We start from the raw sequence: 26,252 nt of genomic DNA, 5'->3' as shown, positions 1-26,252 counted from the left end.
GTTTTGGTTTTTTTTTCAGACAGAAGAATGCATACGATATCCTCTCTGGTCTCGTGGGATCGGAGATGAGTATAAGGTACAGCCAGGCGCGGCGGCTCCGAATCCCCTGACGAACACGAACGCCACGAGCGCGACGACGAGGAAGATGAGCACCGACAACGAGGAGCCGACGCCCAGGTTCAGCGCCGTGAACAGGTTGTCGTAGCCGAGAATCGACACCGACCGGGTGTCGTACGCCCCGGCGGTCAGCACGTAGATGCTGTCGAAGATGCGGAAGGCGTCCAGGACCCGGAACAGCAGCGCGACCAGGATCGCCGGTTTCATCAACGGCAGGATCACCCGGATCAGCCGCTGCCAGGCGGTCGCCCCGTCCACCTTCGCCGCCCGCAGCAGGTCCTCCGGGACGAGCGCCAGCCCGGCGAGCAGCAGCAGCGCCATGAACGGCGTCGTCTTCCACACCTCCGCCAGCACGATCACGCCGATGCCCTGGACCTGTTCGGTCAGCGGGGCGGCGTCCCCGAACAGACCGGACAGGTAGCCGGTGTCCGGCGTCCACGCGTACCGCCAGCCGAAGGCGGCGACCACGGTCACGATGCCGTACGGGATCAGGATCACCGTCCGGATCAGGCCGCGGCCGATCATCGCCCGGTGCATCGCCAGTGCGAGCGCCAGCCCGAGCACGAACTGGATCGCCACCGAGATGACGGTGATGACCGCCGTCACCGCGAGGGCCTGCCACCACAGCGACGAGGACAGCACCGTTCCGTAGTTCGCCAGCCCGACGAACTCGGAGTCGGCGGGAAACCGCAGGTCATAGCGCTGCAGCGACAGGTAGACCGCGTACCCGACGGGATAGGCGGTCACGGCCAGGATGACGATGACCGCCGGCGCGCACAACGCCCAGCCGAGCCGGCGTTCGGCCCGTGCCCGCGCCGACAGCGGCGTTCTCCCCCGCTTCCCCCACCTCGTCGCCTCGTCTCCCTGGCTCTCCGCCTCGTTCGGACCGCGCCCGTTGCCGCGCTCCGCTCCGTCCACAGCCACGGTCACGGCACCAGTCCCTTCGACTCGAGGGCGTCGGCGATCGCCCCGCGCAGCTGCGAGAGCCTGCCGGTACTCGCCGAGGACGGCGGGGAGAGCGTGTGCGCGATCTGCAGCGACACGCTCTGGTAGGCCGGCGTCTGCGGCCGCACGCTGGCGTTCTGCAGCGCCGTGTAGATGGCCGCCGCGAACGGGTAGCCCCCGTCGATGAAGCGCTGGTCGGTGTACAGGTCCTCGAGGGTCGGCGGAAGCCCGCCGTCGATCGCGTTGCGGATCTGGTTGTCCCGGCCGGTGATGCACGCGATCGCGTCGGCCGCCTCGGCCTGGTGGCGGCTGTGGGCGCCGACCGCCAGGTTGTAGCCGCCGATCGTGCTGTGCGACGGCTGCCCGGGCACCAGCGTCGGCCACTGCGTCCAGCCGATCTGCTCCGCCAGCTCCGGGTTGTTCTGCCGTGCCGAGGGATAGATGAACGGATAGTTCAGCTGGAAGGCGGCCGAACCCGTCTCGAAGGCGAGCCTGTTGTCGTCCTCCCGCTGGTTCGACCAGGACGGGTCGGCGGCCGGCGAATCCGCCAGCGCCCGGATCGCCTCGACGGCCCGCTCCGCCGGTGCGCCGAGCTCCACCTCGGTGCCGTCGTCGTTGAGGATCTGTCCGCCGGCCGAGGCCACCAGCGAGTTGAACAGCACGGTGTAGCCCTCGTACTGCGCGCCCTGCACCTCGACGTAGTGCGGTTTGCCCTCCTCCGCCAGCCGCCGGGCCGCCGTCAGCATCTCGTCCCAGGTGCGCGGCGGCTGCGGAACCAGGTCCTTGCGGTACCACAGGAGCTGGGCGTTGGTGTTCAACGGCACCGCGTAGAGCTGCTCCTCCCAGGTGCCGGTCTCCACCGCGGCCGGCAGCATCCCGTCGGTGAGCGTCCGCGCCTGCGCCGCCGGGAACGGCATCGCCCAGCCGGCTTCGGCGAACTCGGCGGTCCAGGTCACGTCCAGCGCGAGGATGTCCATCGACGAGTCCTCGGCGGCGAGCCGCCGCACCAGCTGCTGGCGCTGCCCGTCCGAATCGTTCGGCAGCACGTTCACGCCGATCGTGTACCGCCCGTCCGACCCGGCCGAGCAGTCCGCGGCCGCCTTCGCGAACGCACCGGACGACTCGTTGTAGACGTACCAGGTCAGCCGCACGGGGCCGGCGCCGCCACCCGCGCCGGAACCGCCGCAGGCGCCCAGGGCCAGCACCGCCGCCAGGAGCAGCGCTCCCACCCCGACCACCGCGGACCGACCGCGCCGGCGCTTTCGACGGGCTTTTCTGATTCCCATAGGCCGTTTTCACCACCCCACATCGAGCCGCCGAAAGCGACTCGTGGACAGCACACACGCAAAGCCGGACGGCGCCCGGCCACCGCACCGACAGTCGCATCACGTCGGCCCCGGACCGTGCATCCGCAGGTCGCATCCGCAGGTCGGCCGACCTGCGGTGGCTCGGCCATTCCCGGGCACATGACGACGTAAACGTGCCGTCCTGGGAGCATTCCGGGAGGCATACTTCCCGCCGCATTGTGCGGATCGCACGGAAGCCCATGTCGGGACGCCGTCGGCCGGCGGCGCACGTTGTCGGACGGACCGGACCGGCTGTCGGGAGGGCCCGCGCCGCGGGCAGCCGGCCGGTGGCGCCCCGGGTCCGCCGGAGTCCCGTCAGGTGGCCGACAAGGCAGGACCCGTCCCCCGCCGACGGAAAGCGCCGTACGATCCCGGCGTGTCGGTTTCGCCTCCCGCCGCGCCGCGAGGCCGCGCAGACAACAAGCCTCCCGCCGCCCCCGCAGCAGGCCCGCCCGCCGCTGCGGCAGGGCAGGGCCCGGCCTCGCTCACCCACGCGCGGCTACCGCTGCTGTTCTCCGCCGTCGGGCTGGAGAGCACGACGGCGGTCGTCGCACCGTTCATCGCCGGAACCCTGGGAGCCGCGCCGATCGCGCTCGCCGGTATCGAGGCGGCGGGCCGCGCCGGCGGTACCGCGGCCCGTGCCGGCGCGACGAAGCTCGCCGACCGCCGGCCCGGGCTGCGCGGGCCGTTCGCCATTGCCGGGAACGCCGGGCTTGCGCTGGCCGCCGCCTTCCTGGCCGGCAGCAACGCCGTGTGGCAGGCCGGGGCGTGCCGGTCGGGATCGTGGGTGGCCCGCGGGCTGGGCACCCCACCGCTGCTGGAGGTGGCGAGCTCGACCTCCGCCCCGGACCAGCTCGGCGCCCGGCTCGGCTTCGAGCGTTCTGTGGGAGCCCTCGGCGCCGCCTTCGGCGCGCTCGCGGCAGCGCTGCTGCTGGCCTTCGTCGAGGTGCGCACAGTGATCCTGCTCGCGCTGGTCCCGGTGGTCGCCGCGATCGCGGTGAGCGCGCACGGCACGCTGAGCGGGCGGAACGCACTCGACCACGGTGCCGCGGCCCAGACCCGGCCCGAGCTCACGCTGCTGCGCCAGCCCGCTCTGCGCCGGCTCACGCTCGGCATCACCTGCTACGAGGCGTCCAACATCGCGGCCGTGCTTCTGCTGCTGCGCGCCACCAAACTGCTGCCCGACGGCGCCGGACGACTCAGCCAGCTCCAGGCAGTAGCCGTGCTCTACGGCCTGTTCCACCTTTCCTCCGCCGCCGCGGCCGTGTGGGGCGGCCGGCTCGCCGACCGTTTCGGGGCCGGCCGGGTGATCGCGACCGGCGCGGCCCTCCTGCTCGGCGCCTACGCCGGTTTCGCCTTCGCCGGCGAAGGCGACCTGACCACGATGACCATCTGCTTCCTGCTCGCCGGCACGGCCGCCGGCGCGGTCGACGCGGCCGAGTACACCGGCGCCGGGCGGCTCACCCCACCGGAGACACACCGGGCGGTGTTCGGCGCGCTCGCCGGGCTGCAGAGCGCCGGCCGGGTCGTCGCGACGATCACCGCCGGCGGGCTGTGGACGCTGGTCGGGCCCGAGGCCGGGCTGCTGGTCTGCGGGCCACTTCTCGTGCTGTGCGTCGCCCTGTTCACCAGAGGCACCGACCGCCCGCGGTGACAGGCTGCCATGGCCCGCGAGCTGGGCGCGCGGTGGCCGCGGACCGGACGCGGCCACCGCGACGCCGCCGTCAGGCCGCCGTCAGGCCGCCGCTACGGCGCGAGCAGTGCGACGACGTCGGCGGCCCGGGGAGTCCGTAGCCGCACCTCCACGGCGCCGGACCTGACCGGGCTGAACTTCCCGGCGTCGTAGGCGAACCGCACCTGGTCCGGGGATTCGAGACCGACCTCGATCGCGGCCAGAAACGCCCCCGAGAGTGGCACGTCAATGTGCTTTCCCCGCCCGGCCCAGACCACAAGACGGATGGCGGTCACCGCAATCGCGCCGGTCACGGCCTCCTTCCGCCAGTTGGACCGCTGCCCGGGCGCCCGATAATGACGATAGGTGATCGACCCGGGCAGGCCCTCCGCCAACAGAACCAGCTTTTCTGCCTCGAGCTCGTCGCGCAACGGCGCGGGCAGCTGACCCGCGCCGAGCAGAATTCGGCGCAAGGGGTTCATGCGAACATCGTAGGCGGTGCGGTGAACGACGTCTCCCCGTCGGATGCCATTTCCCCGTCCGGTGCCCCTGCGCGCTGCTGTCGCGCTCATCGGCGCTCATCGGCGTTCACCGGCGTTCACCGAGGAAACGCACCGCGGCTCGTTCAGCGTGCGGGGGGTGCAAGCCGGTACACGGCGCCGGCGGCGTCGTCGGTGATGTAGACCGCCCGGTCGGGTCCTGCGATCGCGGCCACCGGGCGGCCCCAACGGGAGCCGTCCGCGGCCTGGAATCCGCCTACCAGGGTCTGCTGCCCACCCAGGTCGCCGTCGCGCCAGGGGAAGAACGACACCTCCGGGGCCCGCGGCGGCGACGCGTTCCACGAGCCGTGTACGCCCACCAGTGCACCCGAGGCGTAGTCGCCCGGAAGATCCCCGTCGACGAAGGACAGACCGAGCGGTGCGGAGTGGCCGGGCAGTGCCTGCTCGACCGGCGGGAGTGCCGCGCAGTCGAGCAGCTGGCCGTCCGGGTTCAGCTGGATGTCACGGACGAACGGCACTTCCGAGAAGTCCTGACGCGAACCGCGGACACCGGGGTCGACGTCGGCGTCGGGGTTGCAGTAGGGCCAGCCCAGGTTCCGCCCGGGAGTGAGTTTCGCGAAGGGCTCCACCGGATGGTCCCGGACATACTCGTCGATCACTCGCCCCTGCGCTGATCCCGAGTCGTCGCCGTAGGGGCGGTCGTACGGGAACGGGATGTTGTCCCGGTTGTTGACCGCGGTCCAGACCGCCCCGTCGGGCGCGACGCCGAGAGCGGTGCCGTTGCGGACGCCCACGGCGAACGGCTCCGGTGGCCCGCCGCCCGGTGGCACCCGCAGGATCGAGGCCCGCGGCGGTGTCGCCGTCAGATCATCGACGCTGATGTTGCCGGTCGAGCCGACGGAGACGTAGACCGATCCGTCCTGGCCGACGGCGACGCTTTTCAGCGCGTGGGCATATCTTCCGCGCAGGTCTGGGCTGCGGGCGTTGGGCAGGTCCGTCACCACCGGACGCGGGGTCGTGGCCTGTCCTTCCGCGTAGGTGTAGGCGTCCACGCGGTCGCTCTGTGCGACGTACAGGGTCGAGTCAGCGAACGCGAGGCCGTGCGGCTGGTTCAGTCCGGTCAGCAGCGCGGACACGGCCGCGGTGCCTCGCCCGTCGGGCACCAGCCGGACGACGGTGCCGTTCTCCGGCACGGAGACGAGCAGGGTGCCGTCCGGGGCCCAGGCGGCATGCCGGGCCGAGGGGACCCGGGCGAACACGGACAGTGTCCAGCCGGGGGGCACAAGCGCCTGCCGCTGCGTGTCCAGCGGCGCGGCGCCCATCCCCGCCGGGACGGCGAGGGTCACTGACTCCAGCCCCGACGCGGCGACGGAAGGGGCCGCCACACCCACCTCACTGCCAGTGCTCGGAGCGGGAGGAGACGAGTCCGACCCGCAGGCCGCCGCAAGAAACGCGACAGCCACCGCCAGCACCGGAAGGCGCCCGATCGTCATGCAGACTCCTTTGACGGGGCTGACGGCAGCCAGCCGCTGACTACGCTAGAGCCGCCATCCGACCCTTGGGAGATTCCCCTGGGACCCCCCTTCGGATGCCTGCGTCGGAGTCGAGGCCGGGCGCCGGTGGGCTGCACCGGGCGGGTGGGAACGGCGCCTTACGGACAGGTGGCGGGAGTGTTCTGACCGACTCGGATCCGCCAAGGCCCGCCGTTCATCGTGAGAACGACGGTGAACATCGCTTCCATCGGGTCCGCGTCAGTCTCGACAAGGGTGCCATCCGCCGCGAGGGAACGTTGCCGTGAGTGGGCCACAGCCACGTCCGCGAACAGGTCGTTCATCGCCCGCGCGTCGTTCGCGTTGAACGCGTGCTCGTACGCGCCCATCAGGGCCGAGGGGGCGTACGCCGCCGCGGACTCTCGCTGCGGATTCGTCACCGTCCAGAACCTCAAGCGCGGCCGAGGTCAACACCCCGTCGAACGAAGATCGGAGATCGGGGTCGCACCGGCGCCCGTCCCGTTCGGCAGGTGGTCGGGCTCTCGCGGGCGACAGCTGCCACCGAGCGGTTAGATACCGCTTCGCCGGAGATAACCGGACTCGGCACCGACCGCGGCGTCCGCCGAGGTCCTGCCCCGCCGGAATGTCCCCTCGGGAGGTCAGGGAGCGCCCGTGTTCGGTCTCAGGAGGTTCGTCGACCGCGGCCAAGGGGTCGTCGAGCCGACCACCCGCATCATCCGGCCCGGCCTCACCGGGTTCAAGCAGTTCCTCATGCGGGGCAACATCGTCGACCTCGCGGTGGCGGTCGTCATCGGCACCGCCTTCACCGCGGTCGTGAAGGCCCTGGTCGACAACGTGCTCACCCCGCTGATCGCTGCGATCGGTGGCAAGCCGGACTTCGCCGGCCTGCAGTTCACCATCAACAACAGCGTCTTCCGGTACGGCCTGTTCCTCAACGCCCTGTTCACGTTTCTGATCGTCGCGGCGACCGTCTACTTCATCGTCGTCCTGCCGATCGCCAAGGCGAACGAGCTGCGCCGGCGCGGGCACCCGGAACCCGAGGCGGAACCCGCGATCAGTGACGAGGCCCGGCTGCTCACCGAGATCCGGGACCTGCTGGCCGGCGACACCAGCCGGTTGCCCAGCCAGGGCACCCAGGCCGGTGCCGTCGTCGCCGGCGAGCACGAGCAGTCGACCTGAGCCCCGCGCTCTGCCAACTCCCCGCCGCCATCAGGTACGGGCGGGTTCGGGGTCGGGGAGGCCGAGCGCCCGGCGGAACAGCGTCTGGGTGGCGAGGACGATGCGGCTCTCGTCCCGGTACTCGTCGGCCTGCCAGACGGCGTCGAACGCGCCGTGCATGCAGTTGAACAGGAGCAGCGCGGTGGTCGAGATGTCGTCGACCCGGTAGGCCCCGGCCTCCACACCCGCCGTCAGCAGCTCGCGAATCGTGTGGACGAGGTCGGCGAACGTGTCGACGAACTCGTCGTTCTCCGTCTTGGTCACGGACGCGAACAGGACGTCGTGCAGGTCCTTCGCGTGGGTGAAGTCGTGGAAGCAGGCACGGACCGCACTGTCGATCTTCTCGGTCCAGCTGTCCGCCTTCGCGATCGCCTCCGCCAGCTGTGCGGAGAACGCGTCGCCGTAGCGGCGCTGCACAGCGGCGATCAGCTCGTCGCGAGAGCGGAAGTACAGGTAGAAGGTGCCTTTCGCCACGCCCGCGCGGGCCACCACCTCGTCGACCGTGGTCGCACCGATCCCCCGTTCCAGGAACGCCTCCTCGGCTGCGTCGAGGAGGTCGTTGCGGCGTTCGTCCGGCGGCTTGGTGCGGGGCACACCGTCATCTTCTCATGGCCGCAGCTTGACTGACTGACCATCAGTCGGTCACAGTCGGAGCGCCGGGACGACAGCTCGGCGACATCGGACCGAGGAGGTGCGACCGTGGCGGGAATCCTGCGGTACGCCCGGGGCGCTGGCGCCCTCACCGCTGCGACCACGGCCATCCGGCTGGCGGTGGGGGCGACCTACATCGCCCAGGCGTTCCTGCTCGCCGACGTCCTGGTCGCGATCCTGCGTGGCGACGGGGTCGCCGAACAGGCGGGCCGCTTCGGCTGGATCCTCGGCCTGGTCGTGGCGCGGGCGGCCCTGCTGTTCGCCGCCGAGGAGACGCGGGCGCGCACGGCCGGCGCGACGAAGATCGCCATCCGTGAGCGGGGGTTCGCCAAGGTCGCCGAACTCGGCCCGGTCCACCTCGCGGGCGACCGGGCCGGCGACGTCACGGCGACCCTCGTTGACAGCGTCGAAGCCCTCGAGGGCTACTTCAGCCGATACATCCCCGCGCTCGTGGCCGGCATCGGCACACCGCTGATCGCCGTGGTCGCACTCGCGGTGACCGATGGCTGGCTGGGCCTGGTCGTGCTGGCCTTCGCGATCGCCGCGGTGACCGGACCCCAGCTGTGGCTCGGCGTGATCGGCGACCGCAGCGACGAGCGGATGACCGCGACAATCGCGCTGGGATCGGCGGTACTCGACACGATGCAGGGGATGGCGACCCTCAAGGTGTTCGGGGCCAGCCGGCGCCGGCGCGACGAGCTGGACGTCCTCGGCCAGCGTCTCATCGCCACGTGGGTCCGCGAGATGGCGGTGGCGCTGATCGCGGGCGCGATCTTCACAGCCTCGATCGTCGGAGGTATGGCGGCCGTCGCGTGGGCTGCCGGATCCAGGCTCGCCGACGGGGGCCTGGCGGTGCACGCGGCCTTCCTCGCCCTGGTCCTGTCCGCCGAGGCGCTGCGGCCCATCGCGGTACTCGCCGAGTCGTTCCACACCACCTACGACGCCGGCGGCGCCGCCCGCCGCCTCGACGCGCTGTTCGCCCTTGAGGCGCCAGCGCCCGACCTCCGGCCCGGCACCACACCCACCGCCCCGGACGGCACCACTCCCCCAGGCCCGAGCCCCGCACCCAAGGCCGCACCGACGGTCGCGTTCGAGAACGTCACGTTCACCTATCCCGGGGCGCGGACTCCGTCGTTGCGCAACGTGTCGCTGCGGATCGAGCCCGGCGAGCGCGTCGCGATCGTGGGCGCCTCGGGCGCGGGCAAGTCAACACTGGCCAGCCTCCTCGTCCGCTTCGCCGACCCCGACCGACCGAGGGCCGAACCGCAGGCAGCCGCCCCGCAGACGCCCGTCCCCCAGACGCCCGAACCGCGGACGGCCGAACCGCGGACGGCCGAACCGCGGGCGCCCGAGACCGCTGGCCCGCGGGCGTCGACGCCGGGCACCGCTGGCCCGGCCCAAGCAGGGCGCGTGTGCATCGGCGACGTCGACATCCGCACGCTGCCGGTCGACCAGGTGCGGTCGCAGGTGGCGATGGTGTCCCAGCGCACCCACCTGTTCAACGGGACGGTCCGCGAGAACCTGCTGCTCACCAGGCCGGATGCGAGCGAGGCCGACCTCGGCCGGGCCACGGCCGCCGCCGGCGCCGACGCGTTCGTCAGCGAGCTGCCCGCCGGCTTCGACACCGTCATCGGCGAGGCGGGCGGGCGGTTGTCCGGCGGGCAGCGCCAACGCCTCGCGATCGCCCGGGCGCTGCTCGCCGACGCCCCGGTTCTCATCCTCGACGAGGCCACCGCGAGCGTCGACGCCGCGACGGAGGCAGCGATCCACACCACGCTCGAGGCCCTCGCGGCCGGCCGCACCACGCTGGTCATCGCGCACCGGTTGTCAACAGTGCGCGACGTCGACCGGATCATCGTCATGGCGGACGGCCGCATCGTCGAGGAGGGCGACCACACCGCTCTGCTCGCCGCGCGGGGCGCCTACCACCGCCTCGTCACCGCTCAGGAGGCCGCCGCATGAACCCCTCGTTCCGGTCGAGCTCACACCGCCCGCTCCTCGACGTGCTGCGGCGGGCCGGCAACCGCGGGCTCTACGCCGTCACCCTGATCGGCGCGGTCGCCCAGTACGCCGGGGCGGTGGTCGCGGCCGCGGCCGGCGGGTGGGTGGTCGGCGCCGCCGGTGACGGCCGATCCGCCGCCGATCTGCGGGCCGGTGGCCTCGCCCTGCTCGCCGGGTTCGTCGCGGCGGCCACCGGTCAGTGGGTGAACCTGCACTACGCCCATGCGTTCGCCTGGCGCCACCAGGCCGGGCTGCGGCTGGGGGTGTACGACGGTCTCGAGCGCTCCACCCCGCACCGGCTGCAGGGTCGCCGCACCGGCGAGGTCGCCGCGGTCACCATGGCCGACGTCGAGCTCCTGGAACAGTTCTTCGCCCATCTCGCCCCGACGGCGTTCGCCGCCGCGCTGGTCTCGGTGGCCTCGATCGTCGCCCTCGCGACGATCAACCCCCTGGTCGCGATCGTGTTCGCCGGCGGTGTGCTCACGGTCGCGGTCCTGCCCGCGCTGTTCGCTCGGTGGGCGGACGCGCGGGCCGCCGACCTGCGCGCATCGCTCGGGGTGCTCAACGCCGACGTCGTGGACGGCGTGCGCGGCATGACCGAGCTGCTGCTCGCCCGCCGGGTGGACTCCTGGTCGGACCGCGTCGCGGCGAGCACCCGCCGGTACATCAGCCTCCAACGCCGGCAGGCCCGCGCCGAGGGTGCCCAGAGCGCGGTGACCGACCTGCTCGTCGCGGCGACGGTGATCCTGACGCTGATGATCGTGGTCACCGCCGCCGCCGGCACCGGGAGCGGCGGGATGACCCTCGCGACCGGCGCACTCGCGGTCATGCTCGTCGCCGGGGCACTGCGTCCGGTGGTCGAGTCCACGGCGATCGCGGCCTCGCTCGCGCCGCTGCGGGCGAGCGCCCACCGGGTCCTCGCGCTGATCGAACAGCCCGCGGTGGTCGCCGACACGGCCGTGGTCTCCCCGACAGCCGCGGACAGCTCGGTCACCTTCGACGGCGTCGCGTTCGGCTACGAGGTGGACCGTCCGGTGCTCCGTGACGTCACGTTCACGGTGCGGCCAGGCGAGATGGTCGCCCTCGTCGGCCCGTCCGGGGCGGGGAAGTCGACCTGCGCCAACCTGCTCCTGCGTCACTGGGACGTCGACGCGGGCTCGATCACGATCGGTGGGCACGACCTGCGTGACCACCGCCTCGAGGACCTGCGCCGCCTGGTGGGCGTCGTGCCGCAGGACGTGCACCTCTTCGACGCCTCGGTCGCGGACAACCTGCGGCTGGGCGCGCCCGACGCCACCGACGACGACCTCGTCGCGGCCGCCCGCGCCGCCAGCGCCCACACGTTCGTCGCCGCACTCCCGGAGGGCTACGCCACCCACGTCGGTGAGAACGGCGCCCGGCTCTCGGGCGGCGAGCGGCAGCGCCTCGGCATCGCCCGGGCGCTGCTGCGCGACACCCCGATCCTGATACTCGACGAAGCCGCCTCGAACCTCGACGCGGAGAACGAGCGCGCGCTGCAGGCAGCGCTGCGCACCGTCCGCCACGGCCGCACCACGATCGTGATCGCGCATCGACCGGCCACGATCCGCGCGGCTGACCGCGTCGTCGTCCTGCGCGAGGGGACCGTCGTCGAGCAGGGGCCGGACGCGGACCTGCCCGCGGGCGGCGTTCCCGCGGCCCGGCACGGGTGAACACCGCGGCCGGGCGGCGGCCCTCGACGGTGGACCGCCGGCGGGTGTGCCGGCGGCCCGCCGTCGCAGGCCGGGTTCCAGCTATCGCTGGCCTGGTCAGCCGCCGATGGTGGAGTTGCTGGCCGCGGTGACGATGGTCCTGGCATCCGCGGGCGTCAGGAAACCGCGGAGCACCGACGTCCACGCCGCCGCCCGCACCTTGTGCACATAGTCGGCGTGGGTCGGGTAGAGCTGGCTGAGCACCGGCTCCGCGGTCTGCGGCGCGGTCGGGTTGGACGGGTCGCCCGCGTTGTGCCTGTCCCAGGGGTCGGCGTCGCCGTTCCAGGGGTCGGTCGCACCGAACAGTCCGCAGAACAGGGCCGCCAGGCCCTCGGCATAGCGCTGTCCGGACAGGGTCCTGGTGGGCACGGTGATGTCAGGAAGCCGGATGCCGCCGCGGGCGAGCCCGGTTGCGGGGTCACGGACCGGTGTGCTGCCCTCCATGGCCAGGAGCGCGCCGGTGGCCGGTGCGGGCCCACCGCGTATCCACCGGTTCATGGCCGACAGCGCGGCGTTCAGGGAGTAGTGCGCCGGGCCGTCGTTGATCGGTGCCGTGTTCGCCCCGCAATCCCGGGGCGGCACGGGTTTGCCGAACATGCGCTCGTACACGGGCTGCCCGGAGGTGAGAAGCCACTGGTCGGCATGGGAGGTGCCGGCGAGCTCCCAGGTGTGCACAGTCGCCGAGTCCGGCTGCCGGGCTGTCACATGGAGCGTCATGTCGGTCTCGGTCAGCACGACGAAGGTCGGCACCCTCAGATCGGTACGGATGAGGGTCGGGTTGGGCATCCTCTCGAGCGGGTCGGCGCTCAGCGGCGTCGGTACCGCCATGTTGCTGTGGATGAGATACCCGTCGTACACCCGGGCCACCGGAGCCACCGCGTTGACGTAGGTCGTCAGGCGCATCGCGGACTGGGACTCGCCGACCGCGAGCAGTTTCCTGAACTTCAGTGTCCCCAGCGGGTTCGGGCCGTCCGGAGTGCGCAGTGCCTGCGCCGCCTGCGAGAAGATGTCGTACGAGTACTGGTCGCCGGGGTGGTTGAGGGTTCCGTAGCGGGCCTGGTCCCACGCTTTGAGGCCGGGGTATTCTCCCACCGCGTTGATGCCGAGCTGCTGGGCGGAGACTCCGACATAGGCGTAGCCGGAGCGCAGGATCTCGTCGCGCATGGTCGTCCAGTCGACCTGGGCGTCGATGCCGCCGCTGACGTTGAACCACTCGACCAGGACGGTCCCGTTGAACTTCGCCGGGTCCGCCGGATAACGGACCAGCATGCGGCTCTGGTAGGGAGCCTGCGTGCCTGGAGTCACCTGCCAGCGGCCATCCGACCCGAACGCGCCGTTCCTGTTGTAGGCGGTAGCCGTGCCGCCGAACAGGAACTCACGCTCCACGTACCCCTTGGCGGCGAGAAGCGCCGGTTCCTCCGCCTGGAACGGGAAGCCGTGGCTACCGGCCGCCGGCACGGTGATCGTCGGGGACGCGACGGCGCCCGCCCTCGGGGCCGCGTGTGCGGACGGAGCACAGACCGCCAGCACCGAAACGGCGCATGCCCCGGTGGCGAGCAGCGCGGTAACGCGCCCACCCAGTAATCGCGAACATCTCATCGGACCTCCTCCGAATTCTTCGGATCAGGAGGTTCTCATTCTTACGTCGATGCGATCTGATGTCGTTCCGTTCACCTCGCCGCCGACACCAAGGTGCCAGCCGTGCGGCAACCAGTGCAGCCCAACGGAATTCTGTCCGCCGCACTTCTTCTCGGGTACGGGTGGTGCGGGCAGCCGCGTCAACAAATGCCCACATCGCCGACGAGCCGCGGCTTTTCCGGCGACCGGTTTCTCGTGGCGAGATGCGGTGTGGCGGGATTTTTCGGCCATTTCTCCGCGGCCGACCCGAGGCGCGGCCGACCCGAGGCGCGGGCGACCCGAGGCGCGGGCGACCTCGACCGGCGACCGGCGAGCACCGGCCCACCCGGTACGCAGGGGGCCGGAGCTCGCCGGGTGGGCGGAGTTACCTGAGGGAGGCCAGGTGGTTGCGCAGGCCTTCGCCGTAGGCGGTCGGTGTGCCCGCGTAGTCCCTGATCAGCGCGGGGAACCCGCTGCAGTCGTGGGTGTTCCACGCCCAGCCCAGGTAGCTGTCGCTGTGGGCGTCGAGCCAGGTCATCGTCTGGTCGCTGAAGGAGTGGTTGCAGTCGCTGTCCCCGAACTCGCCCGCGACCAGCGGGACGGCGGCGGAGACCGGCGCGATCTGGGCGTCGAAGCAGGACACCGTCACGCATCCGCCGAAGTCGTACATGTGCCAGCCCGCGGCCAGGTTGCCGGTCGGGTCGGTCGGCCTGTTCGCCAGCCAGCCGGTGAGGTCACCACCCCAGCCGTTGCCGGTTGCCAGGACGATGTTCGTGGCGCCGGTGCTGCGGACAGCGTCGAGCATGTCCTGCATACCGGCCACCTGGTAGCCGATGCCGCAGTCGCCGCCGTCACGCCAGCAGGCCCAGGAGATGTCGTGGGGTTCGTTGTAGAGGTCGAACAGGACGGATGAGTTTCCCCTGAACGTCGTCGCGACCGACCGCCAGAAGTCGGGGGCGTGGTCGGCGTCGGCCATCTGCCGCTGACCCGTCGCATGCTCCGTCCCCGGAGCAGCCCAGTGCAGGTCGAGAACAGCCGCCATACCGTGAGCGTTCAGCCGGCCGACGAAATCGACGATCGCCTGCCGGTAAACCGCGCCGGAGTACTGCGCGGGCGCGCCGTTGATACCGAGCCAACACGTCTCGTTCAGCGGGATCCGCACGGCGTTGGCCTTCCAGGACGCGATGGCCGCCACGGAGGCGTCGTCGCTGGGGCCGTCGAACAGCCCCCAGCCCTGGATACAGGCGTATTCGGTTCCGGACCGGTTCACGCCGAGCAGTCGCACCGGCGCCCCCGAGCGATCCACGATCGAGGTGCCGGAAACCCGCAGACCGGTGGGAGTCCCCGCACCGGGACCAGTCGGCGGCGCGGTCGTCGCCGGCGCCGGGCTGGAGGTGGATGCGGACGGCGTGATGGTGGCCGGGAGCGAGGTGGTCACCGCCGACGGGGACGCGGTGGGTGAGGAGCCCGCGGGCGCTGTCGTCGGGACAGGCCCGCCGGGAGACTGCGGCCCGGCGGTGGTCGCGGTCGGGCTGGCGGTGGGACCGGAACCACCGCCGCCCGCCATGGGTGTGCAGCCGGCGACGACCATCAACGCGGCGCAGGCGATACCGAGGACTCCGGCTCGCCGGAGCATCGGCTGACGCCGCTCCGCCGGACCGCGTCGAACAACCGGTGTTCGGTTCATCTGTGGCTCCTCGGAAAACGTGTCGACCTATTCGGACGTCAGCCGACAGAATCCGGATACCTGAACCGCCCACCGGTGGTGGACAGTCCCGGAGACAACCGGAGCCGTGTCGGCTTTATCGCCCCCCGGCGCGAGCCCCACAGAATCTGTCGCCGGGACGGTCGAAAGGGTTGCCGGCCATTCCGAAAAGCCACGAACTACATCTGTCCTCCGGACAGCGAACGGCCGGCCCGCACCCGCACAAGCGGCGCCCGGACAAGCGCCGGGACATCCTGTGCCGCCACCGAGGGACGCGATGCGTCCGGTCAGGTCGGCCTGGCCGACGGTCTCCGCCGCAGCGCCCCCGGCCGGCGCCGGGCGAGGCGGCATGCTGCCTCTGGTCGCTCCCGACGAGGGGTGGCGACCGCTGGGCGAACTCCGAGGCCCGCGGACTCTAGCCTCGTAGACACGCACAACCGGTCGATTGATCCAGGAGGCGCTGTGCGGCTGGGAGAATTCGGGGCGATCCACAGTCACGGTCTGGTCCGGGTCGCGGCGGCGACGCCGGTCGTCGCGACGGCCGACCCCGCGCGCAACGCCGCGGCGACGATCGCACTGGCGCGGCAGGCCGACGCGGACGGCGTGGATCTGGTCGTCTATCCCGAACTGGGTCTGTCCTCGTACGCGATCGACGACCTGCTTCTGCAGGACGCCCTGTTGGACGGCGTGGAGGAGGCGGTGTCGGCCGTCTGCGAGGCCACCCGCGACCTCGGCCCCCTCCTGCTGGTCGGCGCGCCCGTCCGTTGCCGGGGACGGTTGTACAACACCGCGCTGGTGATCTCCCGCGGGCGCGTCCTCGGCGTGGTGCCGAAGTCGTTTCTGCCCAACTATCGCGAGTACTACGAGAAGCGGTGGTTCGCGCCGGGAGCCGGCGTCACCGGCCAGGACGTCACGATCGCCGGGCAGACGGCGCCCTTCGGCACCGACCTGATCTTCGCCGCGACGGACCTGCCGGAGCTCGTGGTCGGTGTCGAGATCTGTGAGGACTACTGGGCGCCGATCCCGCCGTCCTCCTACGCGGCGCTGGCCGGCGCCACGCTGCTCGCCAACCTGTCGGCGTCGAACATCGTCGTGGGCAAGTCCGCCGACCGCGCCCACCTCTCCGCGGCCCAGTCGGCACGCGCGATGGCGGTGTACGTCTATTCGGCTGCCGGCACCGGGGAGAGCACCACCGACCTCGCCTGGGACGGGCAGGGTACCGTCCACGAGCTCGGTGACCTGCTCGCCCAGTCGGAACGGTTCACCGAGGACGCCCAGCTTCTCGTCACCGACGTCGACCTCGCCCGCGTGCGGCTCGAGCGGATGCGGACCGGGACGTTCAACGACAGCGCCGTTGCCCATGACCGCCCGGAGCGTCACTTCCGGACAGTCCGGTTCGAGCACCGGCCACACCGGCGGGATGTCGGGCTGCGGCGCTCCCAGCGCCGGTTCCCGTTCGTACCCGACACCCGCGAGCGTCTCGACCTCGACTGCTACGAGGCCTTCAACATCCAGGTGCACGGCCTCGCGCGACGCTTTCAGGCGACCGGCGGTGCCACGATGGTGATCGGTGTCTCCGGCGGCCTCGACTCGACGCACGCGCTGATCGTCGCGGCGAAGGCCTGCGACCGGCTCGGTGTCCCGCGCACGTCGATCCTCGGGTACACCATGCCGGGCTTCGCCACCGGGCAGGAGACCAAGGCGAACGCCTGGGCGCTGATGCGCGCCCTCGGCATCGAGGCGGCGGAGATCGACATTCGTCCCGCCGCCCGCCAACTGCTCGCGGATCTCGGGCACCCGGCGGCGCAGGGCGAGCCGGTGTACGACGTCACGTTCGAGAACGTGCAGGCCGGTCTGCGCACGGACTACCTGTTCCGGCTGGCCAACCAGCGAGGCGGTTTCGTCGTCGGCACCGGCGATCTCAGCGAGTTGGCACTGGGCTGGTGCACCTACGGCGTCGGCGACCAGATGAGCCACTACGCCGTCAACGCGGGGGTACCGAAGACGCTGATCCAGTACCTCATCCGGTGGACGGTGGCCACGGGCCAGTTCGACGAGGCCACCGGCAGCCTGCTGACCGCGATCCTCGGCACCGAGATATCGCCGGAGCTGGTGCCCGCCGACGAGGAGACGGGCGCGATGCAGAGCACGGAGGACCGGATCGGGCCGTACGAGCTACATGACTTCTTCCTGTTCCACATTCTGCGGTACGGGCTGCCGCCGTCGAAGGTGGCGTTCCTGGCCTGGCACGCGTGGCGTGAGGCCGACGCGGGCCGCTGGCCGGCCGGCTTCCCGGCAGAGGGGCGGCACGCCTACGAACTGTCGACCATCGTCCACTGGCTCGAGGCGTTCCTCACCCGCTTCTTCCAGCTGTCGCAGTTCAAACGCTCGGCGCTGCCCAACGGCCCGAAGGTCTCGGCGGGCGGCACGCTGTCACCCCGAGGGGACTGGCGCGCACCGTCGGACGCCAGTGCCGCCGTGTGGCTGGCCGAGCTCAGAGCGAACGGGCCGGCGGTCTGAGGCACGCCCCCCGGAGCCCCCGGGTCCGCCTCGGTCCGCGTGCGACCACGGCAGGACCCGCACCTGCCGGAACTGTGCCCGGAGCTGTACCTAGCCTGGAGACATGGACAACCGCAGCGAGGCCCGCGCGTTCCTCACCTCACGCCGGGCGCGCATCAGCCCGGATCAGGTCGAGATTCCCGCGCACGGGAACCGGCGGGTCGCCGGCCTGCGCCGCGGTGAGGTCGCCGCGCTCGCCGGCGTCAGCGTCGAGTACTACACCCGCCTGGAACGCGGCAACCTCGCCGGGGTCTCCGCCACCGTCCTGGACGCCGTCGCCCGCGCGCTGCGGCTCGACGAGATCGAACGCGCGCACCTGCACGACCTGGCCCGCGCCGCCAGCCCGGTCGCGGCGCGCACCCGCCGGCACGGCGGCACGGCGACGATCCGGCCGGCCATCCGCCGGGTCCTGGACTCGATGACCGGCGTGCCCGCCATCCTGGCCAACCACAGCTTCGACATCCTCGCCGCCAACCCGCTGGGCCACGCCCTCTACTCCCCCATGTTCACGGCCGCGACGCGGCCGGTGAACTCCCTGCGGTTCCTCTTCCTCGATCCGCGCGCCCGGGCGTTCTACCCGGAATGGCAGCAGGTGGCCCGCCAGTCCGTCGGTGCGCTGCGGATCGCGGCCACCAGGGATCCGCACGATCCGCGGCTGATGAACCTCGTCAGTGACCTTTCCCTGAGCAGCGAGCCCTTCCGCACCTGGTGGGATTCCCATGAGGTCTTCGTGCACCGCCATGGCACGAAACGCTTCCGCCACCCTGCGATCGGCGAGCTCGAACTCGCCCATGAGGCCCTCGAGCTTCCCGGCGAGGAGACCCTGATCATCGTGACCTACACCGCCGAGGCGGGAACACCCTCCGGTGACGGTCTCGAACTGCTGGCGAGCTGGGCCGCGGCGCGGGACGACGGTGCGAGCAGCGCCCGGGCCCACGGCCAGGCGGACTGACGCACCAGCGCAGGCCGGGCCCTTCGGGACCCGACCGCCCGGGGCGTCAGGGGGCGGGTGCCTCGACCCCCGACATGGCGAGTACCGGTGCCGGCAGCCGCTCGCCGTGAATGGTGATCGCGTCGAGGGCGGTGGTGAACTCCCGCAGCTCGTCGCCGCTGAACGTCACCTCCTCCGTTCCGATGTTCTCCAGGAGGTGGGACGTCCGGGTGGCACTCGGGATGGGGACGATCCACGGCTTCTGCGCCTGCAGCCAGGCAAGGGAAATCTGGCCGGGCGTTGCTCCCTTGCGCACGCCCCAGTCCTGCAGCAGCTGCACCAGGGGCATGTTCTCCGGCATGTTCTCCGGCGAATGGCGAGGCACGGCCGCCCGGAAGTCACCCTGGGTGAACCGCGTGTAGGGGTTGATCGTGCCGGTGGTGAACCCGTACGCGAGCGGAGCCCAGCACACGAACCCGATACCCAGTTCCTCGCACAGCGGGATGATCTGCTGCTCTGGTCCCCGCCACATCAGGTTGTACTCGTTCTGGACCGCGGCGAGCGGCTCCACGGCGTGCGCACGGCGCACGGTCTGCGGGCCCGGCTCGGACAGGCCCCAGTGCCGGACCTTCCCCGCGGAGATCAGGTCCTTCACGGTGCCCGCGACGTCCTCGATCGGCACCGTGGGATCGACGCGGTGCTGGTACAGCAGGTCGATCCGGTCGGTCCGCAGGCGCTCCAGCATGCCGTCGACCGCCTGCCGGATACTGTCCGGACGGCTGTTGAGACCGCCGCGCCGCTGGCCTGTCGCCGGGTCGATGTCCCACCCGAACTTCGACGCGATCACGACCCGGTCCCGGACCGGTTCGAGGGCTTCCCCGAGGATGCGCTCGGACTCGAACGGGCCGTACGCCTCGGCGGTGTCGAACAGGGTCACGCCCTGGTCGACGGCCGTCCGGATGATCGTGACCATGTCCGCCCGGCTGCTCACCGGGCCGTAGAGGTTGCCCGGCATGGTCTGACAGCCCAGCCCGACGCTGGAGACCTCCAGCGAGCCGAGCCTGCGGCGAGCGGCCAGCGTGGTCGCCGTCGTCGCGGTGGTCGCCGCCCGGCCGTCCGGTCTGGGCCTACCCGCCGCCGCGGAGACCTGCTCGTCGGAGGAGCAGCCGACCAGTCCGGCGACAAGCGGAGTCGCCAGCCCGGCCGCGCCCAGCAGGAACCCGCGGCGGCCGTGGCCGGGCCGACGGCCCGGCAGGATGTTGCTGTCCTCAGGCACTGGTCACCCTCTCGTCGACGTTGCCGATCGTGTGAGTCGCGGGCACGGGCCCGCGCGGTGACCGCGACCCGCCGGGACGGCGTGGGCATCAATGCGCGTCGACTACTCCCGGCGACGCGGCCATCACCTCAGGAAACCCGAGTCGCGGGTACACAGCGAGTCCTTACTGAAAGGGGTAACAGCAGGGACTCCCAGATCGCCGGTGACATCACCTCGGACGGCCCGAGGCGACGGGCGGTGTGCTGCGCACCCGGTTCCACCACAGGGAGAGAGCGAGGGCCGCGGCGACGAGGAGGCCACCGATGCCGGCGAACCAGGCCGCGATGTCCCGGTGCTCGCGCGTCACGGTGATGGTGCGGGGCAGGGCGCCCAGGGCCTCCTCGAGCTGGCCGGCGTTCTGCGCGCGGTAGTACGTGCCGCCGGTGGCTCCCGCGACCTGCCTCAGCGCGTCCTCATCGATGATCAGCGGGTTCCGGTCGAAGCGGCCGCCCCCGAAACCACCGCGCCCGCCACCGCCCCCGAAACCGCCGCCGAAACCACCGAAGGCGTCATCGCCCAGCTGCGAGCTGTCGCACACCATCGGTGCCGGCGTCGTCGTCCCGAAACCGATCGTGTAGACCCGCAGGCGGCGCGCGGCGGCCTCCGCCGCGGCGGTCTGCGGGTCCACGCCCTGGGTGTTGGCGCCGTCGGTGAGCACGACGATGACGTCCGCCGCGTACTCGCCGCCGGCGGCGGCCGGGCCGAGGTTCGTGCCGGTGGGGGCGACCGACGGGTCGACGTCGGCGATCGCGTCGATGGACGCCAGGATCCCCTGGCCGATGGCCGTGCCGCGGGACGTGGTCAGGCTCGTCAGCGCCGCCAGCAGCCGGTCGCTGTCGTCGGTCGGAGGGACGAGCAGGCCGGCGACGCCGGCGAAGGTGACCAGGCCGATACGGGAACCACCCGGCTGGGCCCGGATGAAGTCGGCGGCCGCCTCCTCCGCCGCGGTGAGGCGGTTCGGGGCCACGTCGGTGGTGCACATCGAGCCCGAGACGTCCAGCGCCAGCAGGATCGTCGTCGCGTTGGCCGCGACCGGAACGCTCGCCTGCGGGCGGGCCGCGCCGACACCGAGCGTGGCCAGTCCCAGCACGAGGAGCGCGGCGGGAACGCGGCGGCGCCAGCGCGTCCGGCCGGGCAGCGCGACGCGGACCAGCGCGAGCGACGTCACCCGGACGGCGGCACGGCGCCGCCGCCGCCGGCCCCACCAGGCGACGGCGGCCAGCAGCGGGAGGGCCAGCAGCGTCGCCAGCGCCCAGGGCCAGGTGAGGGACATCAGACGACCCTTCCGGTGCGCAGGACCGTGAGGACTCCGCCCGCCGCCAGCAGCAGGAGGGCGAACGCGGTGAACGCACCGGCCAGCGGCAGATCCTCGTTGTGCGTGGTCAGCCGCAGGTCGATGGCCGAGGCCACCCCGTCAAGCTCGGAGGCCTGCCCGGCGGGGTGGTAGGAGCCGCCGGTCGTCCGGGCGATACCCGTGAGGGTCTCCTCGTCCAGCGCGGTGTGCAGCCGGTAGCCATCGACCTCGACGGTTGCGCCCGCGGCGGTGCCCACACCGACCGTCTCGACGTGCACCCCGGCGGCCTGGGCAGCGGTGGCCGCCGCCTCGGCGGTGCCTCCCGCCGGACCGGCGGCCCCTCCGGTGCCACCTCCCCCGCTGGCACTCCCGCCGCTGGCACCCCCGCCGGCGGTTCCGCCGTTGCCGCTGTCCTCTCCGTCGGAGAACAGCACGATGGTCGCCGAACTCCAGTACCCGAGGTCGGGCACGGTGCCGTCCGGGCCTGGCCGGACGGTTCGGCCCGTGATCGCCGACAGCGAGGTGAGGATCGCCTCGGCGAGGGACGTCCCGCCGGCGAGGCTCAGCCGGTTGATCGCCGCCGCGGCGGCGGCGTGGTCGGCGCTGGGCTGGTGTGTGGTGAGCGCACCGCCCTCGAAGGCGACCACGCCGACGTCGACGCTGTCAGGCTGCGCCTCGACGAACTCGACCGCCGCCCGCTTCGCCGCGTCCAGCCGGGTCGGCGAGAGGTCGGTGGCGCCCATGCTGTTCGAGACGTCGATGGCGACGATCACCGTCCCGGCCGCCCGGGAGACGGGAACGGAGGCCGCGGGCCCCGCCGCCGCGACCGCGAGCACGGCGATGCCCGCGAGGCTGAACCAGACCCCGGCCTGCGGGCGGCGCCGGCCGGACGAGGCGTTCACACCGGACGAGGCATCCACGCCGGCCGCGGCCAGCACCGCCCGTCGGCGGCGGGAGGCCCGTGTCACGGCGACGGCGAGCGCGGCGACGACCGCCGCACCGACGGCGAGCAGCCAGGGAGCGGAGAGGGTCACACCTGCCTCCGCCGGGTACTGGCCACGACCGCGACGAGGGAGGAGAGGAGGTCGCGGCCGGTGTCGATCCGGTGCAGCGGGACCCCGGCGCGACGCATGCCGGCGGCCAGGTCGGCCTCGCGTTCCGCCACGGCGTCCCCCAGGCGGGAGCGCAGCAGCGGGTCGCTGGAGTCGATGAGGATCTGCTCGCCGGTCTCGGCGTCCTCGACGAGGACGAGCCCCGCGTCGGGCAGGTCGTCGTCGGCCGGGTCCACGACGCGTAGCGCCACGACGTCGTGCCGGTGCGCGAGCTGCAGCAGCGGCCTGTCCCACTCTCCGGTGCCGATGAAGTCGGAGATGACGACCACCAGCGAACGGCGCCGGGCCAGCCGTGCGGTGCCGGCCAGCATCGCGGCGACGTCGGTGGTGGCCGCGGCCGGTGGTGCCGCGGCCGTGCGCTCGAGTTCGCGGCCGATGCGCAGGACCTGCCCGCGGCCGGTACCCGGTGCCACCACCCGGGTGGTGGCACCGTCGTGGAGCAGCGCGCCGACCCGGTTGCCGCCGCGGCCGAACAGCCGGGCCACGGTCAGCGCGAGCTCGGCGAGGACGTCGTGCTTCGCCCGGCCCGGGGCACCGACCGTCATCGACGCCGACCGGTCGAGCACCAGCCACAGGGTGAGCTCGCGGTCCTCGTGAAACTGGCGCACCTGCGGCTCGTCCAGCCGGGCGGTGGCGTTCCAGTCGATGCGGCGGGCGTCGTCCGCCTCGTCGTAGGCCCGCAGGCCGGCGAAGTCGAGGCCCGACCCGCGGTACGCCGTGCGGAACGCACCGAGCACCCGCCCGTCGAGGCGGCGGACCACCTGCCACTCCAGCCGCAGCAGCAGGCGATCGGGCGCGCCCGCCATCAGCGGTCCCGCAGCGGGACCTCGGGCATCGGCACGGCCCGCAGCACCCCGGCGACGACGGTGTCGGGCGCGACATCGTCGGCCAGTGCCTCGTACGACAGGGAGACACGGTGCCGCAGCACGTCGGGAGCGAGCTCGCGCAGGTCCTCCGGTACCGCGTAGTCCCGCCCGCGCAGCAGGGCCAGTGCCCGCGCGCCCAGCACGAGGGCGATGGACGCGCGCGGGCTGGCGCCATGGGTGACGTACCTGTCGAGGGTGCCCAGCCCGACCGTTCCCGGCGACCGGGTCGCGGTGACGACCCGTACCGCGTAGTCGACGATCGCCGGATCGACGTACACGTCCTGGACGCCGGCCCGCAGCCGCACCAGATCCTCGGGAGCGAGGATCGCCTGGGTCGCCGCGGGCGGCCGCAGCGCCCGGTCGACGATGGCGTGCTCCTCCACCGGGGACGGGTAGCCCACGAGGACCTTCATCATGAAGCGGTCGACCTGGGCCTCCGGCAGCGGATAGGTGCCCTCGGACTCGATCGGGTTCTGCGTGGCCATGACCAGGAACGGGTCGGGGACGGCGAAGGTCTCGCGCCCGATGGTCACCTGACGCTCCTGCATGACCTCCAGCAGCGCGCTCTGCACCTTCGCCGGGGCACGGTTGATCTCGTCGGCCAGCAGCAGGTTGGCGAAGACCGGGCCGAGCTTCGTCTCGAACTCGCCGCTGTGCGGGCGGTAGACACGGGTGCCGACCAGGTCGGCGGGCAGCAGGTCCGGGGTGAACTGGATGCGCTGGAAGGTCCCGCCGAGGGCGGCCGCCAGGGACTTCACGGCCAGTGTCTTGGCCAGCCCCGGCACACCCTCGACGAGCAGGTGGCCACCGGCGAGCAGGCCGACCGCCATCCGCTCCAGCAGCACGTCCTGCCCGACGATCGTGCGCTTGACCTCGAACAGCAGTTGCTCGAGCGGGCTGCCCGGAACGGAGGCACGGGGTACCTCGGCTACCGCGGGGCCACGGGGACTGCCGCCTGCCCACCCGGCCTGGTTGTTCGGTGTCATGGTCCTCCCGCTACCTTTCCTGGCCTCTGTCGGCGTCGGAGCCTCAGTTGCGTCGGAGCCTCAGCTGGCGCCGGATCCGCGTGCTGGCGTCAGATCTGCGGCCCACGGCCCTCGCCGGAACCGCCCCCGCCGAGGGCGCTGCCGATGGGTACGGCGAAGGCGATTCCGGCGAAGGCGTCGTCCTGCCCGGGGTCCGCGATGGAGACGACGATGCCGACGACCAGGCCCTCCGCGTCCAGCAGCGGGCCCCCCGAACTGCCGGCGTTCACCGAGGCGTCGAACTGGATCAGGCCCGTGAGCGTGCCGCTGTCCGTGGTCGCGGTGCGGCCGACACCGGAGATGACACCGGACGAGACACTGTGGGCCAGCCCCAGCGGGTTGCCGACCGCGACCACCTCGCCGCCGACCGCCACCCGGCCGCCGAGCGTCGCCGGCACGACCGGCTGCGGCAGGTTCGCCGGGACGAGCGTGGCGATGTCAGCCTCCCGGTCGGCCGAGGCGACGGTGGCGGTGGAGCGGGTGCCGTCGGCGAACAGGAGGCTGACCGCGCCGCCGTCGGCGATGACGTGGTTGGCGGTGAGGACCGTGCCGTCGTCCGCCGCGATCACACCGGAACCCAGCGAGCCGCGGTCGGTCCGCACCATCACCACCGAGGGCCCGATCCGCTGGTAGATCTCCGCGACGGCGGGCGCCGCGCTCGGGCCGGGACTCGGAGACGCCGCAGCCGCGGGGCCGGCATCCCGCGCCACCGGGCCGCCCGCGGGCCGCACCGCCAGCACGGCGACCGCGACGACCAGCACGACGATGACGACACCGCCGGTGACAGCCAGGATTCGGGCGCCACGAGACCCGAACGCCTGCCCGTCGGCTGTGTGGGGCTCTGACCCGGATGCCACATCCTGAAACTAGGTTCCGCGTCTGAACGGAGCCTGAGCAATTGCTGTGTATGCGGCAAGACCGGGCCTTATGTCCCCGCCGGGTGCAGCCGGGGGCGGGAAGGGGATACCGCCGTTACCTGGCAGGGCAGGCCCTCCCAGGGACGGCGAGGCTGCGGAAGAGTCGGTGCGGCCCCGGCACCGACCACCGCCCGGCACAGCACGGCACGGGACGACACCGGAGAAGGAGAAGCGACCATGAGGCACGTCAGACTGGGCACATTGGACGTCTCCCGCATCGGCCTGGGTGCGATGGGCATGTCCTTCGGCTACACCGGCGCGGGCAGCGACGACAACGAGTCGATCCGGACCATCCACCGGGCCCTGGAACTGGGTGTCACCCTCGTCGACACCGCCGAGGTCTACGGGCCGTTCACGAACGAGGAGCTGGTCGGCCGGGCGCTGAAGGGGCGCCGCGACGGGGTTGTCCTCGCGACGAAGTTCGGCATGATCTCCCACACCGGCCGCACCGGCCTCGACAGCAGCCCCGCCAACATCCGCGCCGCCGTCGAAGGGTCGCTGCGCCGCCTGGGCACCGACTACATCGACCTGTACTACCAGCATCGCGTCGACCCGCGGACTCCGATCGAGGACACCGTGGGCGCCCTGTCCCAGCTGGTCTCCGAGGGCAAGATCCGTCACGTGGGCCTGTCCGAGGCCGGTGTCAGCACGATCCGCCGGGCGCAAGCCGTCCACCCGATCACCGCGCTGCAGTCGGAGTACTCGCTGTGGACCCGTGATCCCGAACCGGCGGTGCTGCCGCTGCTGCGCGAGCTGGGCATCGGTTTCGTGCCCTACTCACCGCTGGGCCACGGCTTCCTGACCGGCCACCTCCGCTCGGTCGACCAGCTCGACGACAGCGACTGGCGCAGGACGAACCCGCGGTTCACCGGGGAGAACTTCCAGCGCAACCTGCGCATCGCCGACGAGGTCGCGGCCGTCGCCACCGAGGCCGGCGCCACCCCGGCCCAGGTGGCGATCGCCTGGCTGCTGGCCAAGGGGGACGACATCGCCCCGATCCCCGGCACCAGGCGGGTCGCCCGCGTCGAGGAGAACACCGCCGCGGACAGCCTGACGCTCACCCCCGAGCAGATCGAGCAGCTCGACCGGCTCACCCCGCCGGCCGGAGATCACCACAACGAGGAGCAGATGCAGATGATCGACCACTGACCGTGGCCGTTGGCCCCGGCCGTTGGCCCCGGCCGTTGGCCCGGGCCGTTCGGCTGCCGCTGCTTCCCGAT

General features: G+C 72.3%; 21 protein-coding genes. 7 read left to right on the top strand and 14 right to left on the bottom strand.

The genetic code is table 11. The features are described 5' to 3' along the window. Positions 1 to 15: 15 nt before the first annotated feature. Positions 16 to 1,047, bottom strand: coding sequence for a carbohydrate ABC transporter permease (locus tag AB1460_RS21780; RefSeq protein WP_420497333.1), 1,032 nt, complete (start codon positions 1,045 to 1,047; stop codon positions 16 to 18). Next, positions 1,044 to 2,291, bottom strand: coding sequence for an ABC transporter substrate-binding protein (locus AB1460_RS21775; protein WP_368963694.1), 1,248 nt, complete (start codon positions 2,289 to 2,291; stop codon positions 1,044 to 1,046). Before AB1460_RS21775 ends, AB1460_RS21780 begins: the two co-directional genes overlap by 4 nt. A 493-nt stretch (positions 2,292 to 2,784) precedes the next feature. On the opposite strand from AB1460_RS21775, the gene AB1460_RS21770 reads away from it, so the two are divergent. Further along, the gene (locus AB1460_RS21770; RefSeq protein ID WP_368963692.1) at positions 2,785 to 4,062 is read left to right on the top strand and encodes an MFS transporter; all 1,278 of its coding nucleotides are present in this window, start codon (positions 2,785 to 2,787) and stop codon (positions 4,060 to 4,062) included. A gap of 92 nt (positions 4,063 to 4,154) precedes the next feature. On the opposite strand, the gene AB1460_RS21765 is transcribed toward AB1460_RS21770, so the two are convergent. From AB1460_RS21765 to AB1460_RS21755, 3 genes are all read right to left on the bottom strand, one after another. Then, positions 4,155 to 4,562: a hypothetical protein gene (locus AB1460_RS21765; protein ID WP_368963690.1), complete on the bottom strand. Its 408-nt coding sequence runs from the start codon at positions 4,560 to 4,562 to the stop codon at positions 4,155 to 4,157. Between the two features lie 143 nt (positions 4,563 to 4,705). Beyond that, positions 4,706 to 6,073 (bottom strand): PQQ-dependent sugar dehydrogenase, encoded by a 1,368-nt coding sequence (locus AB1460_RS21760; RefSeq protein ID WP_368963688.1) that lies wholly within the window; start codon positions 6,071 to 6,073, stop codon positions 4,706 to 4,708. Positions 6,074 to 6,231: 158 nt separating this feature from the next. Further along, positions 6,232 to 6,510, bottom strand: coding sequence for a hypothetical protein (locus AB1460_RS21755; protein ID WP_368963686.1), 279 nt, complete (start codon positions 6,508 to 6,510; stop codon positions 6,232 to 6,234). Between the two features lie 232 nt (positions 6,511 to 6,742). Here AB1460_RS21755 and mscL point away from each other — a divergent pair, with 232 nt between their 5' ends. Further along, positions 6,743 to 7,270, top strand: a complete 528-nt coding sequence (gene mscL, locus AB1460_RS21750) for a large conductance mechanosensitive channel protein MscL (RefSeq protein WP_368963684.1) — start codon at positions 6,743 to 6,745, stop codon at positions 7,268 to 7,270. A gap of 30 nt (positions 7,271 to 7,300) precedes the next feature. On the opposite strand, the gene AB1460_RS21745 is transcribed toward mscL, so the two are convergent. Beyond that, the gene (locus tag AB1460_RS21745; RefSeq protein ID WP_368963682.1) at positions 7,301 to 7,903 is read right to left on the bottom strand and encodes a TetR/AcrR family transcriptional regulator; all 603 of its coding nucleotides are present in this window, start codon (positions 7,901 to 7,903) and stop codon (positions 7,301 to 7,303) included. A 105-nt stretch (positions 7,904 to 8,008) separates the two neighbouring features. Between AB1460_RS21745 and AB1460_RS21740 the strand changes: the two genes are divergently transcribed. Further along, positions 8,009 to 9,922 (top strand): ABC transporter ATP-binding protein/permease, encoded by a 1,914-nt coding sequence (locus AB1460_RS21740; RefSeq protein WP_368963681.1) that lies wholly within the window; start codon positions 8,009 to 8,011, stop codon positions 9,920 to 9,922. After that, entirely contained in the window at positions 9,919 to 11,652 is a 1,734-nt protein-coding gene (locus tag AB1460_RS21735) for an ABC transporter ATP-binding protein (protein WP_368963680.1), read from the top strand. Before AB1460_RS21740 ends, AB1460_RS21735 begins: the two co-directional genes overlap by 4 nt. Positions 11,653 to 11,748: 96 nt before the next feature. On the opposite strand, the gene AB1460_RS21730 is transcribed toward AB1460_RS21735, so the two are convergent. Continuing rightward, positions 11,749 to 13,290, bottom strand: a complete 1,542-nt coding sequence (locus tag AB1460_RS21730; protein WP_368963678.1) for an alpha/beta hydrolase domain-containing protein — start codon at positions 13,288 to 13,290, stop codon at positions 11,749 to 11,751. A gap of 403 nt (positions 13,291 to 13,693) precedes the next feature. Continuing rightward, positions 13,694 to 14,995, bottom strand: a complete 1,302-nt coding sequence (locus AB1460_RS21725) for a glycoside hydrolase family 5 protein (protein ID WP_368963677.1) — start codon at positions 14,993 to 14,995, stop codon at positions 13,694 to 13,696. A 480-nt stretch (positions 14,996 to 15,475) separates the two neighbouring features. On the opposite strand from AB1460_RS21725, the gene AB1460_RS21720 reads away from it, so the two are divergent. Together AB1460_RS21720 and AB1460_RS21715 are read left to right on the top strand one after the other, a co-directional pair. After that, positions 15,476 to 17,533, top strand: coding sequence for an NAD(+) synthase (locus AB1460_RS21720; RefSeq protein WP_368963676.1), 2,058 nt, complete (start codon positions 15,476 to 15,478; stop codon positions 17,531 to 17,533). 103 nt (positions 17,534 to 17,636) lie between these two features. Continuing rightward, on the top strand, positions 17,637 to 18,524 hold the full coding sequence (locus AB1460_RS21715) for a helix-turn-helix transcriptional regulator (protein ID WP_368963675.1): 888 nt from the start codon (positions 17,637 to 17,639) through the stop codon (positions 18,522 to 18,524). Positions 18,525 to 18,570: 46 nt separating this feature from the next. On the opposite strand, the gene AB1460_RS21710 is transcribed toward AB1460_RS21715, so the two are convergent. The 6 genes from AB1460_RS21710 to AB1460_RS21685 all read right to left on the bottom strand — a co-directional run bounded on the left by AB1460_RS21710 (position 18,571) and on the right by AB1460_RS21685 (position 24,972). Then, positions 18,571 to 19,779, bottom strand: coding sequence for an aldo/keto reductase (locus tag AB1460_RS21710; protein WP_368963673.1), 1,209 nt, complete (start codon positions 19,777 to 19,779; stop codon positions 18,571 to 18,573). 208 nt (positions 19,780 to 19,987) lie between these two features. After that, a complete protein-coding gene (locus tag AB1460_RS21705; RefSeq protein WP_368963672.1) occupies positions 19,988 to 21,091 on the bottom strand; it encodes a VWA domain-containing protein in 1,104 nt (367 codons plus the stop codon). Then, the gene (locus AB1460_RS21700) at positions 21,091 to 22,146 is read right to left on the bottom strand and encodes a VWA domain-containing protein (RefSeq protein WP_368963670.1); all 1,056 of its coding nucleotides are present in this window, start codon (positions 22,144 to 22,146) and stop codon (positions 21,091 to 21,093) included. The genes AB1460_RS21705 and AB1460_RS21700 overlap by 1 nt, the downstream gene beginning before the upstream one ends. Continuing rightward, a complete protein-coding gene (locus AB1460_RS21695) occupies positions 22,143 to 23,030 on the bottom strand; it encodes a DUF58 domain-containing protein (RefSeq protein ID WP_368963669.1) in 888 nt (295 codons plus the stop codon). Before AB1460_RS21695 ends, AB1460_RS21700 begins: the two co-directional genes overlap by 4 nt. After that, the gene (locus AB1460_RS21690) at positions 23,030 to 24,076 is read right to left on the bottom strand and encodes an AAA family ATPase (RefSeq protein ID WP_368963667.1); all 1,047 of its coding nucleotides are present in this window, start codon (positions 24,074 to 24,076) and stop codon (positions 23,030 to 23,032) included. Before AB1460_RS21690 ends, AB1460_RS21695 begins: the two co-directional genes overlap by 1 nt. Before the next feature lie 89 nt (positions 24,077 to 24,165). Continuing rightward, positions 24,166 to 24,972, bottom strand: coding sequence for a S1C family serine protease (locus AB1460_RS21685; RefSeq protein WP_368963665.1), 807 nt, complete (start codon positions 24,970 to 24,972; stop codon positions 24,166 to 24,168). 237 nt (positions 24,973 to 25,209) lie between these two features. Here AB1460_RS21685 and AB1460_RS21680 point away from each other — a divergent pair, with 237 nt between their 5' ends. Next, on the top strand, positions 25,210 to 26,181 hold the full coding sequence (locus AB1460_RS21680; protein WP_368963664.1) for an aldo/keto reductase: 972 nt from the start codon (positions 25,210 to 25,212) through the stop codon (positions 26,179 to 26,181). Positions 26,182 to 26,252 lie beyond the last annotated feature (71 nt).

Origin of the sequence: Parafrankia sp. FMc2 (assembly GCF_041008525.1) — a bacterium.
In the GTDB taxonomy this organism is placed as follows: domain Bacteria; phylum Actinomycetota; class Actinomycetes; order Frankiales; family Frankiaceae; genus Parafrankia.
This window is presented reverse-complemented; position numbering and strand designations above follow the sequence as displayed.